This window comes from Actinophytocola sp. (assembly GCF_035634895.1).
In the GTDB taxonomy this organism is placed as follows: Bacteria; Actinomycetota; Actinomycetes; order Mycobacteriales; family Pseudonocardiaceae; genus Actinophytocola.
This window is the reverse complement of the sequence record NZ_DASQCC010000031.1, coordinates 1-18,111: the sequence shown is the minus strand read 5'-3', so window position 1 is coordinate 18,111 and position 18,111 is coordinate 1. Positions and strand designations below refer to the sequence as shown.

The window sequence follows — 18,111 nt, the reverse complement described above, 5'->3', positions numbered from 1 at the left end:
AGGAGTCCCGTGGCAGCACACGTGAGCTACACCCCGACGTTCCACCACACCAACTGGGTGGACAAGATCGACCGGGTCGAGGCCGACGGCCCCAACGGCTTCAACACCCGCTTCAACGCCATCGGCGCCGACCTGCGCCAACTGTCCACAGTGGTCACGCAGATCGACACGGCCCTCGAGGACTTCCAGGCGCCGCCGGATCCGCCACCCCAGCTGATGAGCTTCACCCCGGTGTTCCGCGGCGTCCCGTCCGAGGGCAGCCCGTGGACCACCCTGCCGGACGGCACGGCCATCGCGGACACCCTGGGCAACGCCGCCAACCTCTCCTTCTTCGGCCTCATGAACCTGACCCTGCCCAGCGGGGTCCGGCTGAACACCATGCGTGTCCTCGGCAACCTCATCCCGGACGACACCCTGCAGGCCAGCGGCACGGTCACCTTGTGGCGCACCCTGATCCGGCTCACGGCCGGCCCAGCGGCCGTCGACATGATCGTCAAGGCCGACACCGGCAGTGGATTCCGCAACTTCGACATCCTGTCGCAGGCCACCGGCCAGCCCGCCCTGATCGATCCGAGCACGTATCGCTACTTCGTCACCGGCACGTTCCAGACGCCCGCCGACATCTTCCCCTCGACGTCGATGACGGTCGAGACGATCCAGCTCGCGTTCCTCCCCGTCTGACCCGACCAGGAGACAGTCATGATCAATGTGGGCTTCTCGACGCCCGCCCCCGGCACCGGCGTCGGCAGGACCCTGACCGTCACCGGGTTCACGGAGAACGACGGCCAGGTGGACAACCAGGGCCACGACCAGTTCCAGCTGCTGCAGATCCTGGTCCGGTTCGCGCCGGGACCCCAGCAGGTCAAGGCGACGGTCAACCAGGACGGCACCTGGTCGGCCACCGGGACCGTGCCGTCCACCATCCAGCACGGCAACCCCGTCGACATCACCTTCACCGCGGACGTGCTCGCGACGAGCAGCAGCGGTGACCAGCCCAGCGGCTACGAGGTGATCGACACGCTGCACCTGGTGGCGGAACAGACGCCGCCGCAGGTCATCATCGACCCGTTCCTCGATGACCGGACCGTCGAGCAGCTGCCGTTCCGGCTCCCGGTGCTGTCCGGCCGGGCGCTCGACAGCTCCGGCGTCACCAGCGTGCAGTACACGCTCGACGGTGGCCCGCGCCTGAACATGGACGGGATCTCGGCCGGGGCGACGACGACCGAGTGGACGAAGGTCAACCTCGACTTCGGGGTGGGCCAGCACACCATCGAGGTGATCGCCCTCGACGGGCTCGGCAACGAGGGCAGGGCGTCGGCGACCATGACCGTGCGGCTCAACGACCCCACGACCCCGCCACCACCGCCGCCACCGACCGGCACGCCGGTCGAGATCGGCTTCACGCCGACGTTCCGCCACACCAACTGGATCAACAACGTCGACCGCATCGAGGCGGGCGGCCCCAACGGGTTCAACGTGCGGTACGACGCGATCGACAGCGACCTGCACCAGATGTCCACAGTGGTCGGTCAGATCAACACCGCGCTCAACTCGCCGGGCACCGGCTCCGGTCAGCAGGTGATCACCCCCGGCCTCGACTTCGTGACGGTGTCCCAGGGCAGTGGCGGCGACTGGACCTACGACAACGCGGGCGCGGTGCACCCGGCGGGCGGCACCGGCGGCGGCACGGCGGTCATGGACCTGACGCTCCCCGACCAGGTCAGGCTCGGCTCGTTCCGTGCTCTGGGCCTGTATCCCGGGTCGCCGGTCCGGTTCACCCTGATCCTGTCGAGGGCCTCGCTGACGGACGCGACCAAGACCGACGAGCTGACCCGGATCACCCTCGCGGGGTCGGGCACCACGAACCCGTACGACGTCACGGTGCCCGTCCTCGACCGCTTCGCGTTGGTCGACACCGGTGCGTTCCGCTACTACGTCCTGGGTGCGGCCGAACTCATCCAGACGCCCGGCGCGGTCAGCGTCGCCACCATCCAGTTCGCCTTCACCTCGGCCTGACCCATGCGGATCAACTGCCATGTGCCGATCACCCTGCGGATCGTCGGCGTGCCGACCGACGAGCAGTTGGCCATGATCGGCACGGCGTTGACCCGCGCGGTGGCCGCCCGGCTCGCCGAGGCCGAACGGGTGCTGGTCGACCGGCACGGCTATACCGGCGCGACGGCCACGGAGGTGCGGGAACAGACGGAGGTGCGGGAACAGTACGACGCGGGGCGGGTGTTCCCCGGCGGGTACGCCGTCCCGTCCTACCAGGCCGCCGGCAGCCCGGTCGTGCTGCCGACCGCACCCGCCGCACCACCGCCGCTGCCGGACCTGGACGCCAACGAGGCCACGGCGATGGCCGCGCATTCCTCCGGCGGGAAGCTGGTCGATCCGACGCGGGCGGCCGTGCAGAACGAGGCCGCCGTGGCGTCGATGGCACTCGAGATCTTCGGGTCCATGGCGGCGGTCGAGGCCATGTTCACGACGCTGTCACCGTGGGTGCAGCAGGAGGTCGACCGCCAGCACAAGAAGGAGACGGCGGACGAGCGCGGTGACCACCGCCTGCAGTTCTTCGTCCGCATGCGCCTGTACTTCCCGTCGTGGCAGGCACTTCTCGACCACTTCAGGAACTTCGACCGGGTGCACCGGCAAGGCACCGCGACGAGCGGCGAGGTCGACATCGTGCTGCACCACGACGCCGCCGTGCGGCTGGAACGGGTGCTGACCGTCCTCGCGAACCACCACCACCCGTTCCCCACGATCTACGGCGGCTTCCAGCTGCGCCACTTCGAGGAAGGCGACATCCAGACCCCCACCTACATGGTCCACGCGCTCGGCTTCGCGATCGACATCGCCGCCGCGACGAACCCCAAGATCGGCTACCTGCGGACGGACGCGAGCCGTTTCGACCCGTACCAGATCGCGGCGGCCATCGACCCGTCCGGCGCCCACATGGACATGGGCCCCGGCTGGCCGGCGATCGTCGAGGCGATGGGCAAACGGACGGCGGCCGACGACCACACGTCCGCCGTGGAGGACCAGGATCCCGTCGCCAAGCGGATCTTCGCGGTCTTCGAACAGCGGTTCCGCGCGATGGCGGCCGGTTCGCTCGGCTTCATCGGCACGCTCTCGGCCGACCACCGCACGAAGCTCCTGGACGTGCGGCAGCGGTATTTCACCGTACTGCGGGACATCGCCGCCCAGAAACGTCCGATCGACCCGAAGACGGCCGCGGACCTCCGTGCGCGGCGGATCGGTGTGCTGCGTGAGATCCCGCCGCTCGTCACCGAGTGGATCAGCGCCCTCGACGCGGAGGTCGCCAAGTCACTCGCCAAGCACGACGGCATGGACAGGCTGCGTGCTCCCGACGTGATCCGGCTCGACCTGGTGCACGCCGAGAAGAACGTCCGCCTGGCACAACAGGAAGAGCAACGCGCGAGGACCGCGACCGCCGCCGCGGTGCGCCGCCGGGACGCCGCGATCGCGAAGGTGCGGCCGACCGGGCGCGACTGGGCGCCGACACCGGCGGCGGCCGTCCGGGAGCTGGCCGCCGCACGGCAGGCGGCCGAGGACGCCCTGCGCGACGAGACGTACGCCAAGCGGCTGCTGGACAAGGATGTCGCCAACCGCGACGGGTTGAAGGCGGAGCTCGCCAGGTCCGACACTCCCGCCCTGCGCACTGCCTGGGAGTGGATCGCCAAGGTCGGCCAACTGCGGGCCGAACTGGCGAGCCCGGACCTGTCGACCCCCGCGGGCCTCGCGACGTTCGAGGCGTTGACGACCGGCAACCTTGGCTCCGTCGCACCCGCCGACAACCCGCCGCTGCTGCGCCTGCTGGAGGTGGGCTTCTTCAACCCGAAGGGCGCGTTCGACCTCGACTTCTTCGCGGAGATGGCGCACAGCGGGTTCTTGCCGGGGGCGACCTGGCAGTTCGGCGGCGCCGACCCGATGCATTTCGAGCTGCAGGAAGGCGTCAGACGCATTCTTCCGCCCGGCGTGCTGCCGAAGAAGACGAACTGAGGGGTCCAGAGCTGTGCGAGCGTGCTACCACCTGCCCTCGGCGGTCACCGTCGACGACGACCTGGCGCCTGCCGAGCGGCAGCGGCTCACCGCCGTCGTGCTGGACGCCGTGGCCCGCGCGGTCCACGCGGCCGCGTCCGCCGACCACGCGACCGTCGCCACGCAGGACCGGCCGCCGGCCCGGGAGGTGTTCGCCCAGCGGCGAATGGCCGGCGACTCGTACGCGACGCCGAGCTACGACAGCGGCGGACGTCCGGTGAAGGTGCCGCTGCGGCCGTCGTTCCCGTTCCGGGTGCGGCTGGACCGCAGGCTGGACAGCGACGAGCTGCTGCGGGAGTTCGTCCGGCAGTACCGGAACGCGGCCGGCGCCGCGCAGGCCGACCGGTTGCTCGGCACGGAACACTGGCGGTGGACCGGCACCCCGCCCGAGGTCACCGCCGCCGACGTCGCACGCGGGTACAAGGTCCTGACCGTCACCGACCACAGCCTGCACCTCGCCGACGCGGGCAGGCGGGCGGCCGACGACCAGGCCGTGGCGGCACTGGACGCCGTGCGGCGCGACGCGCTGAACGCCGAGGCGGACCGCCGGTTCCGGGCCGCCACCGGCAGGACCGGCAGGCTCGACGACTCGGCGGAGGACCGCGAGCTGGCCGCGTACTGGCTCGCCGTCCGGGACGATCTGCTGCGGGAACGGCGCGAGATCGACGCGTTGCCGGCCCGGATCCGGGACTTCCTGTTCACCGCCGGGGAGACGCGCGTGGCCGGGCCCGCCGACTACGCCGTCATCCTCCGGCTGGCCAGCAAGCTCGCCCTGCTCTCCGACGCCGAACTGGCCGGCTACAAGGCGAAGGTCACCACGCGGACCACCGACTGGGCCGAGTTCGAGGCCTCCGTGAACCGCCACCTGGCCGAGGTCGCGCGGTCCGCGGCGGCCGGCGCCACCGTCGAGCACGCGCGGACCGCGCTGTACGGGATGGACCGGCTCTATGCGCTGTACAAGGCGTGGCAGGCACCCAGGTCGCCGGCCGCCGCCCGGTTCGGCGTGCACGATCCGGCGAAGGACCGGGTCGACATCGAGTTCCACGCCGAGCTGGCGGCGCAACGCCTCGCGTCACCGGCCGCGTTCGAGGCGCTCATCGCCGCGTACCTGTCGGCGTTCGAGCACCGGACCGTCCTCATCGGACTGGACCTGCTCGCGCGCTACGACAGCCTGCTCGTCGTGGAACAGCAACGGTTCCAGGCACCCGGCTTCGCCGACCGGCTCCTCGCGGCGCTGGGGGGCACGCAGGCGCGGACGCTGTACGCCGAGGCCGAGGACAAGGCCGATGCCGCGCGCGGCATCGGCCCCGATCCGGAGCTGCACCGCTACCTCCGCGAGGAGTACCTGCGGAAGGTGCGACTGGAAGGCGAGGCCAGCCAGGCGAAGGCGGCCGCCGACAAGCTGGTCACCGCGGTGGCCACCGGCCCGTTGGTCGCCGAGGAGGGCTTCGACCGGGCCGCGTTGGCCAGGGCCACGACCGTGGCCGAGGTGCTGCGCGTGGTCCAGGACTACGTGAAGGCGCACCGGGACGGCATCGCCGCCACCCGCGCCCGCCTCGACGGCGACCAGACGTTCGTCTACGCACTGCCGCCGCTGCTGGCCGCGTCGTTGAAACAGCAGGACATCCAGCCGGGCACGATCTACCACGAGATCATCACCGACAAGCTGGACTCGTTGCGGGCCCGCAAGATCGTGACCGGGATCCTGCTGGCCGTGGTCGCCATCGCGATCAGCGTGGCCACGGCCGGTACCGGCACGCCGGCGGCACTCGGCGCGCTGGCGGTGTTCGGACTCGGTGCGTGGCAGGCGATCGAGGCGTACCGGGACTACACCCGCGAGCACGCCGCCCACGAGGCCGGGCTGCTGGACGAGGACCCGTGGTTCGGCTGGGTGGTGGTGGCCGCCGTCGGCGCCGGCATCGACCTGGCCGGGTTGGCCGCGGCGGTCCGTCCCGCCGAGGCGGCGCTGACGACGTTCAAGGCCACCGGCGACCTGGCCGAGCTGGGTGCCGGGCTTCGCGCCGCCGGGATCGAGCAGCGACTGGCCGCCGGCATCCTGACCGAGGCCCGCGGCGCGCTCGGCCTGAACAGGGCGTTCCAGGCCCTCGCCAGGGCGGCCGGCAGGCTGAACATGGCCATCGGGGGCGTCGAGGCCCTTGGCGCGATGGTCAGAGCGATGTACTACGCGGCACGGCAGGGCATCGTGTCGCTGGAGCGGTTCGTGACGCGGCTGCGGGCGGCCCGCCTCATCGCCGAGGGCGAGTTGGACGCCGAGCAGCTGATCCGGTTGCGGGCGGCGTTCGAGGAGGCGGGCGCCGCCAACAGCAGGCTGCGCACGCTCGCCGGCGAACTCGGGCTCACCGACGAGCAACTGGGCGCGGTCGTCGAGTCCTGGGGCGCCAACCCGACGTGGCGGCTGGCCGACGTCGAGCAGGAGCTGCGTGCCGTGGCGGCGGGCAACACCCGCGCGACGTTCCGCTCGGTGCTCGCCGCTCGCCCGGTGCTGGAGGGTGAACTGTCCACACTGGAACAGGCGCTCGCCGCGACAGGACGGCTCGACCCGGCACGCATGGAACGGTTGGCCGCGCGCCTGTCGCGGCTGCGGCAGATCGACGCGATCAGCACGGCGCCCCGGGACGCGCGGATCGTCGAGGTGTCCTTGGACGCGAGCGCGCCGAACTTCTACCGCAGGGTGGCCCCGACCGTGCCGGATCCGCCGGTGGTGCTGGAGTTCCCCGACGGTTCCCGGGTCTGGCGAGCCACCCCGGGCGGCCCGCTCGAACACGAGGCGACGCTGGGCAGGTCACTTGGTCGCGCGGACACCGAACGCGCCATGTACTCGGCGGGCGAGCACGGCAACCTACCGGCGGGCCCGAAGTACCAACGTGCGCACACGGCCGGCCAGGGGACCGGTTTCGAGAGCCCGTACGGGATCCTCTACGCGCCGGAGTTCGTGAACCAGACGCTGCAGAACGACGGCATCGAGACGTTCCTGCGCGGTGTGGTGTCCGGTGCCCGCACGGACGAGACGTTCCGGGTCCTCGCCACGACCAGACCCCATCCGGGCACCCTGCGGCTCGCCACCATCGACTACACCCTGGTGCTGGTCAACAGAACCGGCGGTGTCGAGGAGATCGCGTCGTACTCCATCGCCGTCAGCCGCTCGGCCGAGCATCCGGTCGTCACCGCGACGTCCCTGCGCTTCGCCCCGACCGCCACCGCCCGGTCCGTGGCCACCCGCTTCCCGATCCCACCCCAACTGACGAGACCCGCACGGCACGCCTACTGACTGTCGCGGTCCGCGCGCTGGGTCCGGTGGTGGCCGTACGGGACGGTGTCGAGGAGGGTGACGCGCACGGTGGTGCCGTTGGGCACCCGGTAGGAGCGGTGGTCGCCAGGCCGGGCGCCGGTCACGGCCATGCCCAGCGGTGAGGTGGGGGAGTAGACCTCGGGGTCGTCGTGGTCGTTCCCGAGGGTCTCGTCGAGGTCGGACTGTTCGACGTCGCGCAGACCGAGCAGGAACGTCTCCTCCTCGCCGGTGTCGTCGTAGCGGACGGTGAGGACCATGCCGGGTTCCGCGACCCCGTCGTTGGGCGGGTCATCGCCGACCGCGGCCTTGGCCAGCAGTTCCCGGAGCTCGCGTACGCGGGCGGCCCGTCCGCGCTGGTCTGCGACGACGGCGTCGGTGCTCGCCGGGTCGACCGGCGTGGTGCTCGCGCGGGGGGCGAGCAGGGCGGCCAGTTCGGCCTGGAGCCGGTCGTGCGCTTCGGGTGTCAGCCAGACGCGTTGGGTGCTGGTCATGGTTCGTGTTCACCGTCCTCAGAGGATCGAGTGTGCGTGACGTGATGGCTGCCGTCAGGGCGGCCAGGAGCTGGGGGCCGCCCTGACGGTGCGGGGTCCGTGCGGGTCGGGTTTTGGTGGACGCCGGCTCGCACGGCTATGGGAAATGGCGTGGCGGTTTGCTCAGCTTCTCGACGCGCCGTGGCGCGCGCGATCAGCGGATTGGGTCGAGTGCGCGGAGGGCGTCGGGCTGTTTGCCGGTGGTGATCTGTTCGGCCAGCAGCCGGCCGGTGACCGGGCCGTGGGCGAGGCCCCACATGCCGTGCCCGCCCGCGACGTAGGTGTTGGGTGCGCGCAGCGCGCCGACGAGCGGACGGCCGTCGGGGGTGACCGGCCGCGGGCCGACCCAGAGGTCCCGACGTTCCTCCCAGCGCACGCCGTCGAGGTAGGGCCGGGCGGAGGCGATGATGGCGGCGAGCCGGGCCGGGACGGCGGGGGCGTCGGGATCGCGGAACTCCATGGTGCCCGCGACGCGCAGTCCGTCCTGGTACGGGGTGCACGCGACGCGGATCGCCGGCAGGTAGATCGGTCCGGGCACCGGCCGGTCGACGGGCACGGTGAACGAGTAGCCGCGGCCGGCACGCACCGGCACGCGGACGCCCCATCTCCCGGCCAGGTCGGACAGCCAGGCGCCGGTGGCCAGGACCGCGACGTCGGCGCGGAGTCCCTTGCCCACGGCGCGGCGCACCAGCACCCCGTCGGTGTCACTGTCGATGTCGACGACGTCGAAGGTCTGGATGGTCGCGCCGCGGGCGACGACCGCGCGGCCCAGCGCCTGGACGAAACCGCCCGGGTCGACGTGGCGTTGCCCGTCGATCCGCACCCCGGCGGTGACGGCGGAGGACGCCAGCGGCACCAGCTCGCGCAGCTCGGCGCCGGTCAGCTCGGTGTGCTCGACGGCCTGCCCGGCGGCGGCGAGCCTGCGCAGCTCACGGAGGAGGCCCCGCGCCTGTCGAGGGGAGGCGAAGCCCGCGGTGATGGGGGCCGCGACGGTGGGAACGGTCACGCCGCTCCTGGTGAGCACGTCGAACGCGTCGAGGCAGTCGTCGTTGAGCGGCAGGTTCGCTCGCACCGCGCGGGTCCAGCTCGACCACCGGCAGTTCGCGGCGAACCGGGCGAGGAACGACCACAGGCCCGGGTCGGCGGAGGCGGGCACGTGCAGCGGCGCGGCGGGGTTGAACAGCGAACGCAGCCCGTAGCGCAGGACGGCGGGTTCGTTGAGCGGGATCGCCAGTCCCGGCGCGATCCAGCCGGCGTTGCCCCACGAGGCGCCCGCGGCGACGCCGGCGCGGTCGACCACCGTCACCGCCACGCCGCGTTCCTGCAGGAACCACGCGGTCGACAACCCGACGATCCCGGCGCCGATCACGACCGCGGACCGGGGCCCGCCGTCCAGGCGCTCGAAGCCGGCCATGCCGCACCTCCACATCCGTGCTCGTTCTCGACTGTTGGTCTCGACCCCAGGATGGAGTGTGCCCGACCCTCGATCGTTGTCGCGTGCGGACAAAACCGAGTGCGGACAATGTCGGGATCCGACAGTGACCGGCGCTAGGGTGGGGTGGTCAGGGTTCTGGCGGTGGGAGTGGGCATGGTCAGGTTGGACCGGTTGGTCAACGTGCTCGGCGGCTACGGGCTGCGACTGGTCCGCTGCCCGGTCCCCCGGTCGACCGAACTCCGCGGCGTGGTGCTGCCCGAGCAGGCGGGCGGGCGGACCGTGGTGGGCGACGTGTTGCTCGCGGTCGGAGCCGAGTCGGTCGAGGAGGCGGTGGCGTGGGCGGTCGCCGCGCGCGCCGCGGTGGTCCTCGTCCACGGGGAGGACGAACCGGGGAGCGACGTCGTGGGGCCGGTCGCGGTGATCGTCGTCGACCGGGCCGTCGCGTGGAGCGAGGTGGCCGCGGTCGTGTACGGGCTGGTGCTCGAAGGGCGCGAGACCGAGTCCGGCCGCGGCCCGACCGACCTGTTCGCGCTGGCCGACAGCCTCGCCGAGGCGGTCGGTGGTGCGGTGACCATCGAGGACCGGCTCGCCCGCGTGATGGCCTACTCCAGCCTGCAGCAGCACGCCGACCAGGCGCGGGTCGAGACGATCCTGGGCCGGCGGGCCCCGGCGTCGTTGCGGGCGTTGTTCGCGGAGCGGGGCGTGGTCACGCACCTCGAGTCGTCGGATGAGCCGCTGTTCGTGGCCGATGCCCCCGAGCACGGGCTCACCGGCCGGATGGTGGTGGCCGCGCGTGCCGGGCGGGAGCTGCTCGGGTCCGTGTGGGTGGCGTGCCGCGAGCCCCTCGACGGGGCACCGCTGCGCGCGCTGGGCGACGGCGCGCGCACGGTGGCACTGCACCTGCTGCGGTCCCGCGCCAGCGCCGACCTCGAACGCCAGGTCGAGACCGACCTGGTCATGCGGCTGCTGGAGGGCACCGCGGACGCGGCCACCGTGGTGAGCAAGCTGGGGCTGCCGCATGGCCGGCTCCGCGTCATCGCCGGCCGGCCCCACATCGCGGAGGAGGAACCGCACGCGGCGCTGTTGCTGGCCTTCGACCGGGCCACCGTCGGCTTCGGCTGGTCCCGGCCCGGGCGTAGCGCACTGGCGGGAAACACCCTCTACACCGTGCTGCCGGCGAACGACGTGGCCACGGCCCGCGCCTGGATCGTCGCGTTGCGGGCCGCGCTACCGGCCCACCTGACGCTGTCGGCGGGCATCAGCGCCCTGGCGGCGTCCGAGGATCTGCCGGCGGCACGGCAGGAAGCCGACGAGTGCCTGGCGCTTCATGAGACCCGGCACCGCGACAGCGCCCCGCCCGCGTACGAGGACTCGTGGGACGACATCCTGCTGCAACGCCTCCGCACCGCCGCGCGCTCGGGACGCGCCCCGGCCCGCGGCCCGGTCGTGCGACTGCGCCGGCACGACGTCGAGCACGGCACCCAGTACGTCGCGACACTGCGTGCATGGCTCCAGGCCCAGGGCGACCCCGCCGAAGCGGGGCAGCTGCTCGGCGTCCACGAGAACACCATCCGCTACCGGCTCCGCAAGATGAACGAGCTCACCGCACTCGGCCTCGACGACGGCGACAAACGCGTCGCCATGACCATCGAGCTGGCCGCCCTGCACGACGCACCGTCACCGTCGCGGCCGGACGAACACTGACACCGTCCCTGTCGGACTGGAACAAACAGTCGTGCCGAGATTATCGAAACTCGACAACGACCGGCGAGTTCCTGGGGGCATAATGGATGTCAGGAGCCCGGTGACGTTTTCTCTGTCACAGCGGCCCGCACATCTGCCGGCATCGGGACAGACGACACGGGACGCTTCGCGACCGTTGGACCCACGGCGCGCTCCGAGGTAGTCCGCCGCGCAAAAGAACATTCCGGCCGGCGTTCTGCTTTCGCGACTTCGTGGGAGGTGTGGAAACATGCGCGGAGAACAGGAAAAGACGACATTTCGCGTCGTTCAGAACTGGTCGACGACGCGGATTTCGACGGGCGCGTCCGTCCCGGTCGGCAGCTCCATATTCGCGGGCACCCCGGTTTCACGCTGACCTGATCGTTCACCAGAACGCCTGCCGACGGAGAAGAGAAGACCATGACTGAATCGATGATCGTCCCGTCCCCTTCCGTTGACGATGTCCGCTCTCGCCGGGAGGACGACCAGATCATGGATATGACGGACGAATGGGGAATGCAGTCCTTCCCGGCAAGTGATCCGCCGCAGAACTGGTGACGCTCGGGTGCCGAGCCCGGGCAGACAGCGCGACAACGTCGCGAGACTGGAGTACCGATGACCACCACCCGTGCCGCACCCGTAGTACAAGAACGCACCGAGGTGGGGGAGCCCTACCGGCTGCGGCTCACCCCGGACGTCGCCGCGGAGCTGGGGCGCTACCTCTCACCCATCGTGGCCAAGGTCCGCGCCGAGTTCGAGGACCGCCGTCGGACACCGAGTCCCGACGAGACGGACAGGATCACGATCGACCTGTCGGGTGCGCCCACCGTGCCGGGCGCACAACTGATCCTCCTCGTCACCCTGCTGCGACACGCCATCGGAAACAACGTGGACATCACGTTGTCCGGAGTGAAGCCGGCGATCCTGGGGTCACTCGTCGCCTTCGACATTCCACCGGACGTGGTGTTGATCGACTCACGGGGCCGTCGCTGGACCAGTTGAGGTCGGCCGAGCCGTCTCTTGACCTCTTCCTACGCACAGGCCGCGCTGCGACTCCTGCGCGGCGCGCAGCCATACGTGTGCCGCTCGAAGTCACCGCCCCCGGCCCGGACTGTTCGCGATGGCTTGCGCGAGCCTGCTCAACGTGCTGTCGTCGAGCACGACCAGGTGCGCGAGGGAGTTGCGGACGTCCCGGAGACAGTAGATGAGCTTCCGCTCGCCCTCGGTCACCCGGAGCTCGCCGGCCTTCACCGCCGCCGCCATCCGCCCGACCTCCAGCACTGGACGGGTGACCCGGTAGGCGGCGGGACGGTCACTCTCGCCATCCCCGGCGAGGAGGGCGTCGACACCCGCCGCGCCGACGGTCGAGCGGACCCGGTCCTCCATGGCCGCCCGCAGCTGGTCGATCACCGGGGTGAGGGCGCGGTTCTGCCCGCGCCACAGGTGCTGGTCGAGCCGTTCGATGACCGCTGAGGGGTCCTCGGCCGGCGGGCTCACGCGGATCTCCCCGTCCCACAGGTCGGCGAGACCTTGGTTCCACGCGTCGCGCAGTGCCACCGGCGGCCTGGTCGGACGGCCGTGCCTCGGCGTGGCAGGCACCGGAATGTCGGACCTGTCCGAGGACGCGTACTCCGCGACGAGCCCGGGCAGCGCGGACATCGTCCTGTCCCAGAAGTAGGTCAGGTAGGTGGCCAGCGCCAGGTCCGGGCCGGCGACCTCGGTGACGAGGTCGCGGAACAGGTAGTCGGCGACGAGCGTCGAGCGCAGCCCGACGGGTTCGCCGCGTCCCGCCGCGGCCTCGGCCGTCGCCACCACGACCGTCGTGTCGAGGCGGCCCAGGACGCCCCACCACCAGCGCACGCCCGAGGTGACCGGGTCGAGGCGCTCCAGCGCGGCCTCAGGGATATTCCTGTCCCTGGTGATGATCAACAGCCGCACGCGTTCCTCCGGCGGGACCCGCGAGTCCTTCGTCATCGCGGCGAACCGGACCGCCAGCGCGCCGACCGCCTCGGGATCCCGCTCCTCCCAGGCCCGCACGGTCAGCACCTTGCCACGCAACTCCTCGGCCGCCACCACGTCGGCGAGGGGGTCCGAGCCGGCGGGCGGGTTCTTGAGCAGCGTGGCCATCCGCTCCGCGAGCGTGGCGGTGGCCCTGCGGTACTGGCCCGTCGTCGCGGTCGCCGTGACGACCGAGCCGGAACCCAGCGCCCCGAACCGGTTCACCGCCCACGACGGTCGCGGCCCGGTGGACCGGCTCGGCACGGTGGCCCTCGGCCGTCGGGGCGGCTCGTCGGTCTCGTCGACATCGGGCAGCGGCACCCGCAGTGTGTCGACCCTGGCGGCGATCTCATAGACGATGTCGTCGGCCACCTCGCTGTCGACCAGCACGTCCGGCAGGACGACAACACAGTTCCTGCCCGCCTTCAGGTCTGCCACGATGGCCGCGATCCGGTGCTGCGCCCCGGGGAGCGACACCATCGACGGTGCGAACCTCATCGCGCGTCGAGGACGGTCGCGACGCACCGGTGGATCACCTTGTTCAGCGCCACACCGCCTTCCTTCTCCGATGTCGCGCCCTCGGACACGTCGAGCACGTCGAGCGCCGCCAGCTCGGCCAGCAGCTCGTTGGTGGTGGTGAGGTCCGTGCCCAGGATCTCGGCGACGTCGGCCGGAATCAGCGGCATCAGGTCGGCCGGGGGCATGAACTCCACCCATGGTTCGAGCCGCCGGACCAGGTCCTCGCCGAGCCCGGCGGACGCCAGCATCGCCGCGGCCGCGTCCGGGTCGGTGCAGATCGCGAGCACCCGGTCCAGTGCCTGGGCCTGGGTCGAGCCGTGGGTGACCTGCTGGATTGCCATCTCTACGAGCTCCGGCCACCCGCCGGTCCCGTCGATCAGCATGCGCCTGCTCTCGACGGAGTCGAACGGGCTCTCCGGCCAGCTGCGGATCGCGTTCGTCGTCCACCGGTTGGGCCGCACCGGCTCGCCGCAGCCCTTCGACAGGGCACGGAAATGGTCGAGGTGGGCCGGGTCGACGATCACCATTCTGGTGACCTGCTTGTGGTCGAGTTTGTCGATCTTGTGGAGCCTGCCGACCATGTCCTCGATCTCGACGTCCGTCCGGTCGAGGAGGTTGGCGACGAGCACCGTCGGCCGCGCGCGACGGTGTGAGTTGGCGACCGACTTGGCCACGTCGGCCGCCGACACGCAGACGTCGACGTTGTTGTCCCGTGTCCTGGCGTACTCCGTGATCGCCTGGGCGGCGCGGTCGACCCCGAGCGCGACGGTACCGGTGACGATGGAGACCTCGGTCGCCTTCATCAGGTCCGCGAGTTGGCCGTCGGTCAGCGGGCTGCGGGACTGCCTGCCGTCCTCATCGACGTACAGCAGCCTGCGGGCCTCGCGTGGGTTGTACTCGTACGGGAGCACGAAGTCGGTCTCCTCGAGCTCTCGCTCCAGGGCCTCCATGCTGCCGAGCATGTTGACCACGTTCGGGCTGCGCACGACGTACCGGTTCTCGCCGGGCAGCCGCATCAACAGGCCCAGTCCCACCATCTCCGCGAGGTAGATGCTCACCTCGGTGACGCCGAGGTCGATGAAACCCTCGCGCCAGTAGCCCTTGGCGTACTCGAGCAGCTCCTTGGGCTCGTAGCTGGTGCCGAACGAGTCGCTCAGGCTCAGCCAGGCGATCACGAGCGTGAGGACCCGGTAGCGGTCCTCCAGGTTGATCGTGATCCGCATCCGCTCGGCGATCCGGCTGCGGACCCGGTCGCTCGCGCGGACGTTCTCGACATCCTCGTCGGTGATGGGCACGGGGATCGCGATGGTCGGCGCGGTGCGCTTGTGCAGCGTGGTGACGAGCTCGTCGCAGAAGATCTGGATCAGCCCGGCCTGGTAGTTCGTGGCCGAGAGAAGGCGCCACACCAGCTCCGGCTTCTCGAACACGTACCCGAGCGCGGCCATCGGTTCCTCGACCAGCTTGCGGGCGTTGCGCTGGTCGAGCGGCCCGATGGGGATGTCCGGGCCGCCGTGTACCAGCGGCACGTTCGACATGTCGCCGAACCGCTGCACCTGGTGCAGGCCGGCGAACACGACCTTGAAACGCCGTCCCGTCGACTCCATCAGCTCCTTGAGCCGCAGCACGTTGGGGAAGTGCCCGGCGCCGCCGCTGCCGGGCATGGCACGCGAGTCGGCGGTCAGGAACGCGTCCGCCTCGTCGGCGAGCAGGAGCAACCTGCGCCCCTCGTTGACGTTCAGCCAGTCCCGGATCCGGCTGACGACGACGTCCGGCGCGTCGGTGGCTCCCCTGAAGGGGAGGATGCCCCGCTGTGTCAGCTCTCGCGCCAGCTCCCGCCAGATACGGCTCGCGGGTTCTGCCTCTCCGATGCCCCGGCCCTTGAGGTCCAGGTACACCGCGTGCCGCAGCTCGTCGTCGAACGTCGCCTCCACCCTGCGCAGCAGCGCGGACTTGCCGAGCTGGCGTCCCCCGTACAGGAACAGGCCACCCGACGGGTTCGTGACGGCCGCCAGCTCCTCCTCGCGGCCGACGAAGACCTCGGGCGGCACGAGCCCCGCCACGAACGGCGTGTACGGGTTCATCGCGGTCCACGGCAGCGTGACCCGCTGGGTGGCGCGCCAGGAACCCGGCCGGGTCGCCGCCACCCAGCCGAGCACGGCGGTGTCGATGACCACGGCTTGGACTGGGCTGTTCGGCGCGTCGGCCGCCAGCGCCCGCCGGGCGGCCAGGTCCAGCGGGTGCAGGTACAGGACAAGGTTGGCTCGACCGACGTCCTCGTGGCCGAGCACGTCGAGCACCGACCGGCCACGCAGCTCCCCGGTGATGAGCGTGACCATGTAGTCCGTCGTCGCAGAACCCAGCAGCGACACGTAGGAACCGTCGGCGGGCCGGCCCTGCACGCGGAACCTCCGGAAACCCCGGCGCGCCCCCGGGTCGAGCTCCCTTGCCTTGCCACTGCTCTGGAGGCCGAGTGTGGTGAGGACTGTGCGGACGGCGTTCGCCATCCGCTCGCCGTGGTGCCGCCTCGGGTCGGCGAGTGAGTCCCAGTCCTCGACGCCCTGCGACGCCGACTGTGCCAGCTCGCGTGCGTCGTCCGCGAGCTCCGCGGCCAGGTCCGCCCACTGTCGTGCCGTGGCCGGGGCCTTGGTGAGGCCGTGCCGCTCACCGGCCGACAAGAGCTGGGCGAAGGCGGCGACGTCCCGGGTGACCGACGGCGTGTGTTGCGGCAGCGGCTGGTCGGCGCGGAGGAACGACAGGAACTCGGCCGCCGTGACGGCGTCGCCCTCGTCGAGCAGCGTCGCGATCCGGTCGTGGTCGGAGCCGCGTTCCGGGGCCAGCTCGTGGAGGCGGGCACGCAGGGAGTTGACGTGCTGGTCCTGGCTCGCCCGCAGCTCGGTCGTCAGCTCGGCGAGGAGCGTGATCGCCTGGTCAAACCGGCCGTGGGGGACCGAGGACAGGCCTTCGAGGCGCTGCGCGAAGTCCGACTCGGACTGCTGGTCGAGGAGGTTCTGGCCGCGGATGCGCGCGAAGAGGTCGCCGGTCCGCTGCAACTCGGTGCGGTGGGTGCCTGCCCATCGCACCGTCGCCTCGGTGACGATGTCACGCAGCTCAGAGGTGCGCCCGGCACCTGGCCACAGGCCGTCGTCGGCGAGCTCGACCACGCGGCCGGCACGGAACAGGTCGCCCCGCTCGCAGTAGGCCCGGACCGCCGCGACGAGGTCGACCGGCTTCGCCAGCGAGGCGAGGACGCCGGAAACTCTCGGGTGGTCCCGATCGGGCCTGCCCGCCGCGTCGCGGGGGAGGTCGGCCAGCGACAGCAACACGTCCGCGCTCGGCTCACCGTCCTCGGCCACGTCGAGCGCGGGCCGGCGGCCGCCTGCCGGGTCGCGCAACCACGCCTGCAGCAGCGTCACCGCCGCTCCGGTCATCCCCGCCGGGACCTCGACCCCGGCCGTGTCCTCGACCGCCCTGGCCAGCTGGTGCGCGATCGCCTCGCTGGTCACGGCCGCGGCGCCGAGACCGCGGTGCACCGCGTCCGCCTCCCGGACGATGACCCTGACCTCGTCGATCGCCCGTTGGAGCCACCGCAGCGCGGTGGCGACGATGTCGTCCTTCGCCTGTTTCGGCGTGCGGATCGCGGCGTCGGCCGCCTCGATCATGGCGTCGTCGCAGCCGGGTTCGTTCAGCTGCTCGACGACGGTCGTGAGCGCCTCGGCGTCGTCCGTCTCCGCCCAGGTGACCACGGCACGCAACGCGGTGTCGAGTGGCTGGCCGTTCCTGGACAGTCGGCGCAGCACCCGGCTCGCGCGCTCGAAGGTGTTCTTCCTGCGGGGCAGGTCGTTCAGCAGCGCCGTCGCACGCCTGCTGAGTTCGGCCGGTGCCGTGGGACCGGTGTCGTCGCCCGCCACCCCGGGAGCCACCGACCGGTCCACGCGGTGGCCGGACTCGGCCGCGCGCACGCAGACCGCCAGCAACGCGTCCCAGCGCTCGTCGCGGGTCAGGTCGGCGGGCATCTGGTTGAGCAGGGGGTGCGCCCAGCCGGCCACGAGCGCGACCCGCAGCAGCGCGACCGCCACGACCGTGGCTGTGTCGTTGTCGCCATGCAACGACTGGCTGTCGAGGTCCAGTGCAGCCTGGATGGTGGTGGCCTCACCGACGTCGCGGGTGCCGAAGGCCGCCACCGCGAACCGCAACGCGGCGGCCCTGCGGTCCGGCTCGCCGGACAGTGCGGTGACCCAGTACGCCTCGGCGAGCCGTCCACCGGCGACCAGCTCGGCCGCGAGCGGCGGGGTGCCCTGTTCCCAGGGGAAGGCGAACTTCAGCTCGTCGGCGGCCACCGGCTCCGGCTCGCTCACCGGCTGACATTCCGCCACGTCGCCGATGTGTTCGGGGTCGCTGGGGGCCTCGGTGTCCTCGGTTTCGGGGCTCGCGGGTTCCGGCTCGGTGGGGACCGGTGCCGGAGGGTTGATCCCCACCGTCGGCGCGACGGGCTCCGTGCGCTCTGGTGCCGGCGGTTCCGACGCGGGTTCGACCTCGTC

The 18,111-nt window shown here is 71.6% G+C and carries 10 protein-coding genes; 6 read left to right on the top strand and 4 right to left on the bottom strand.

Translation table 11 applies throughout. The features are described 5' to 3' along the window. Window positions 1-9 precede the first annotated feature (9 nt). The 4 genes from VET29_RS04775 to VET29_RS04760 are packed head-to-tail and all read left to right on the top strand — an operon-like array spanning window position 10 to window position 7,348. Complete coding sequence (locus VET29_RS04775; RefSeq protein WP_324915104.1) at window positions 10-681, top strand: hypothetical protein; 672 nt, start codon at window positions 10-12, stop codon at window positions 679-681. Between the two features lie 18 nt (window positions 682-699). Then, window positions 700-2,016 (top strand): hypothetical protein, encoded by a 1,317-nt coding sequence (locus VET29_RS04770; protein WP_324915101.1) that lies wholly within the window; start codon window positions 700-702, stop codon window positions 2,014-2,016. Between the two features lie 21 nt (window positions 2,017-2,037). Then, window positions 2,038-4,020 carry a hypothetical protein gene (locus VET29_RS04765; RefSeq protein WP_324915098.1) on the top strand — a complete coding sequence of 661 codons (1,983 nt, stop codon included), beginning with the start codon at window positions 2,038-2,040 and terminating at the stop codon, window positions 4,018-4,020. 13 nt (window positions 4,021-4,033) lie between these two features. After that, a complete protein-coding gene (locus tag VET29_RS04760) occupies window positions 4,034-7,348 on the top strand; it encodes a polymorphic toxin type 4 domain-containing protein (RefSeq protein ID WP_324915096.1) in 3,315 nt (1,104 codons plus the stop codon). On the opposite strand, the gene VET29_RS04755 is transcribed toward VET29_RS04760, so the two are convergent. Together VET29_RS04755 and VET29_RS04750 are read right to left on the bottom strand one after the other, a co-directional pair. Continuing rightward, complete coding sequence (locus VET29_RS04755) at window positions 7,342-7,860, bottom strand: GreA/GreB family elongation factor (protein ID WP_324915094.1); 519 nt, start codon at window positions 7,858-7,860, stop codon at window positions 7,342-7,344. The genes VET29_RS04760 and VET29_RS04755 overlap by 7 nt on opposite strands. A 193-nt stretch (window positions 7,861-8,053) precedes the next feature. Next, window positions 8,054-9,313, bottom strand: coding sequence for an FAD-dependent oxidoreductase (locus VET29_RS04750; RefSeq protein ID WP_324915092.1), 1,260 nt, complete (start codon window positions 9,311-9,313; stop codon window positions 8,054-8,056). Between the two features lie 174 nt (window positions 9,314-9,487). On the opposite strand from VET29_RS04750, the gene VET29_RS04745 reads away from it, so the two are divergent. Continuing rightward, window positions 9,488-11,038: a PucR family transcriptional regulator gene (locus VET29_RS04745; protein WP_324915091.1), complete on the top strand. Its 1,551-nt coding sequence runs from the start codon at window positions 9,488-9,490 to the stop codon at window positions 11,036-11,038. 633 nt (window positions 11,039-11,671) lie between these two features. Next, the gene (locus VET29_RS04740) at window positions 11,672-12,058 is read left to right on the top strand and encodes a hypothetical protein (protein ID WP_324915089.1); all 387 of its coding nucleotides are present in this window, start codon (window positions 11,672-11,674) and stop codon (window positions 12,056-12,058) included. A 90-nt stretch (window positions 12,059-12,148) separates the two neighbouring features. Here VET29_RS04740 and VET29_RS04735 read toward each other — a convergent pair whose 3' ends face one another. Beyond that, window positions 12,149-13,534: a hypothetical protein gene (locus VET29_RS04735; protein ID WP_324915087.1), complete on the bottom strand. Its 1,386-nt coding sequence runs from the start codon at window positions 13,532-13,534 to the stop codon at window positions 12,149-12,151. A gap of 14 nt (window positions 13,535-13,548) precedes the next feature. After that, window positions 13,549-17,928: a hypothetical protein gene (locus VET29_RS04730; RefSeq protein WP_324915085.1), complete on the bottom strand. Its 4,380-nt coding sequence runs from the start codon at window positions 17,926-17,928 to the stop codon at window positions 13,549-13,551. Window positions 17,929-18,111 lie beyond the last annotated feature (183 nt).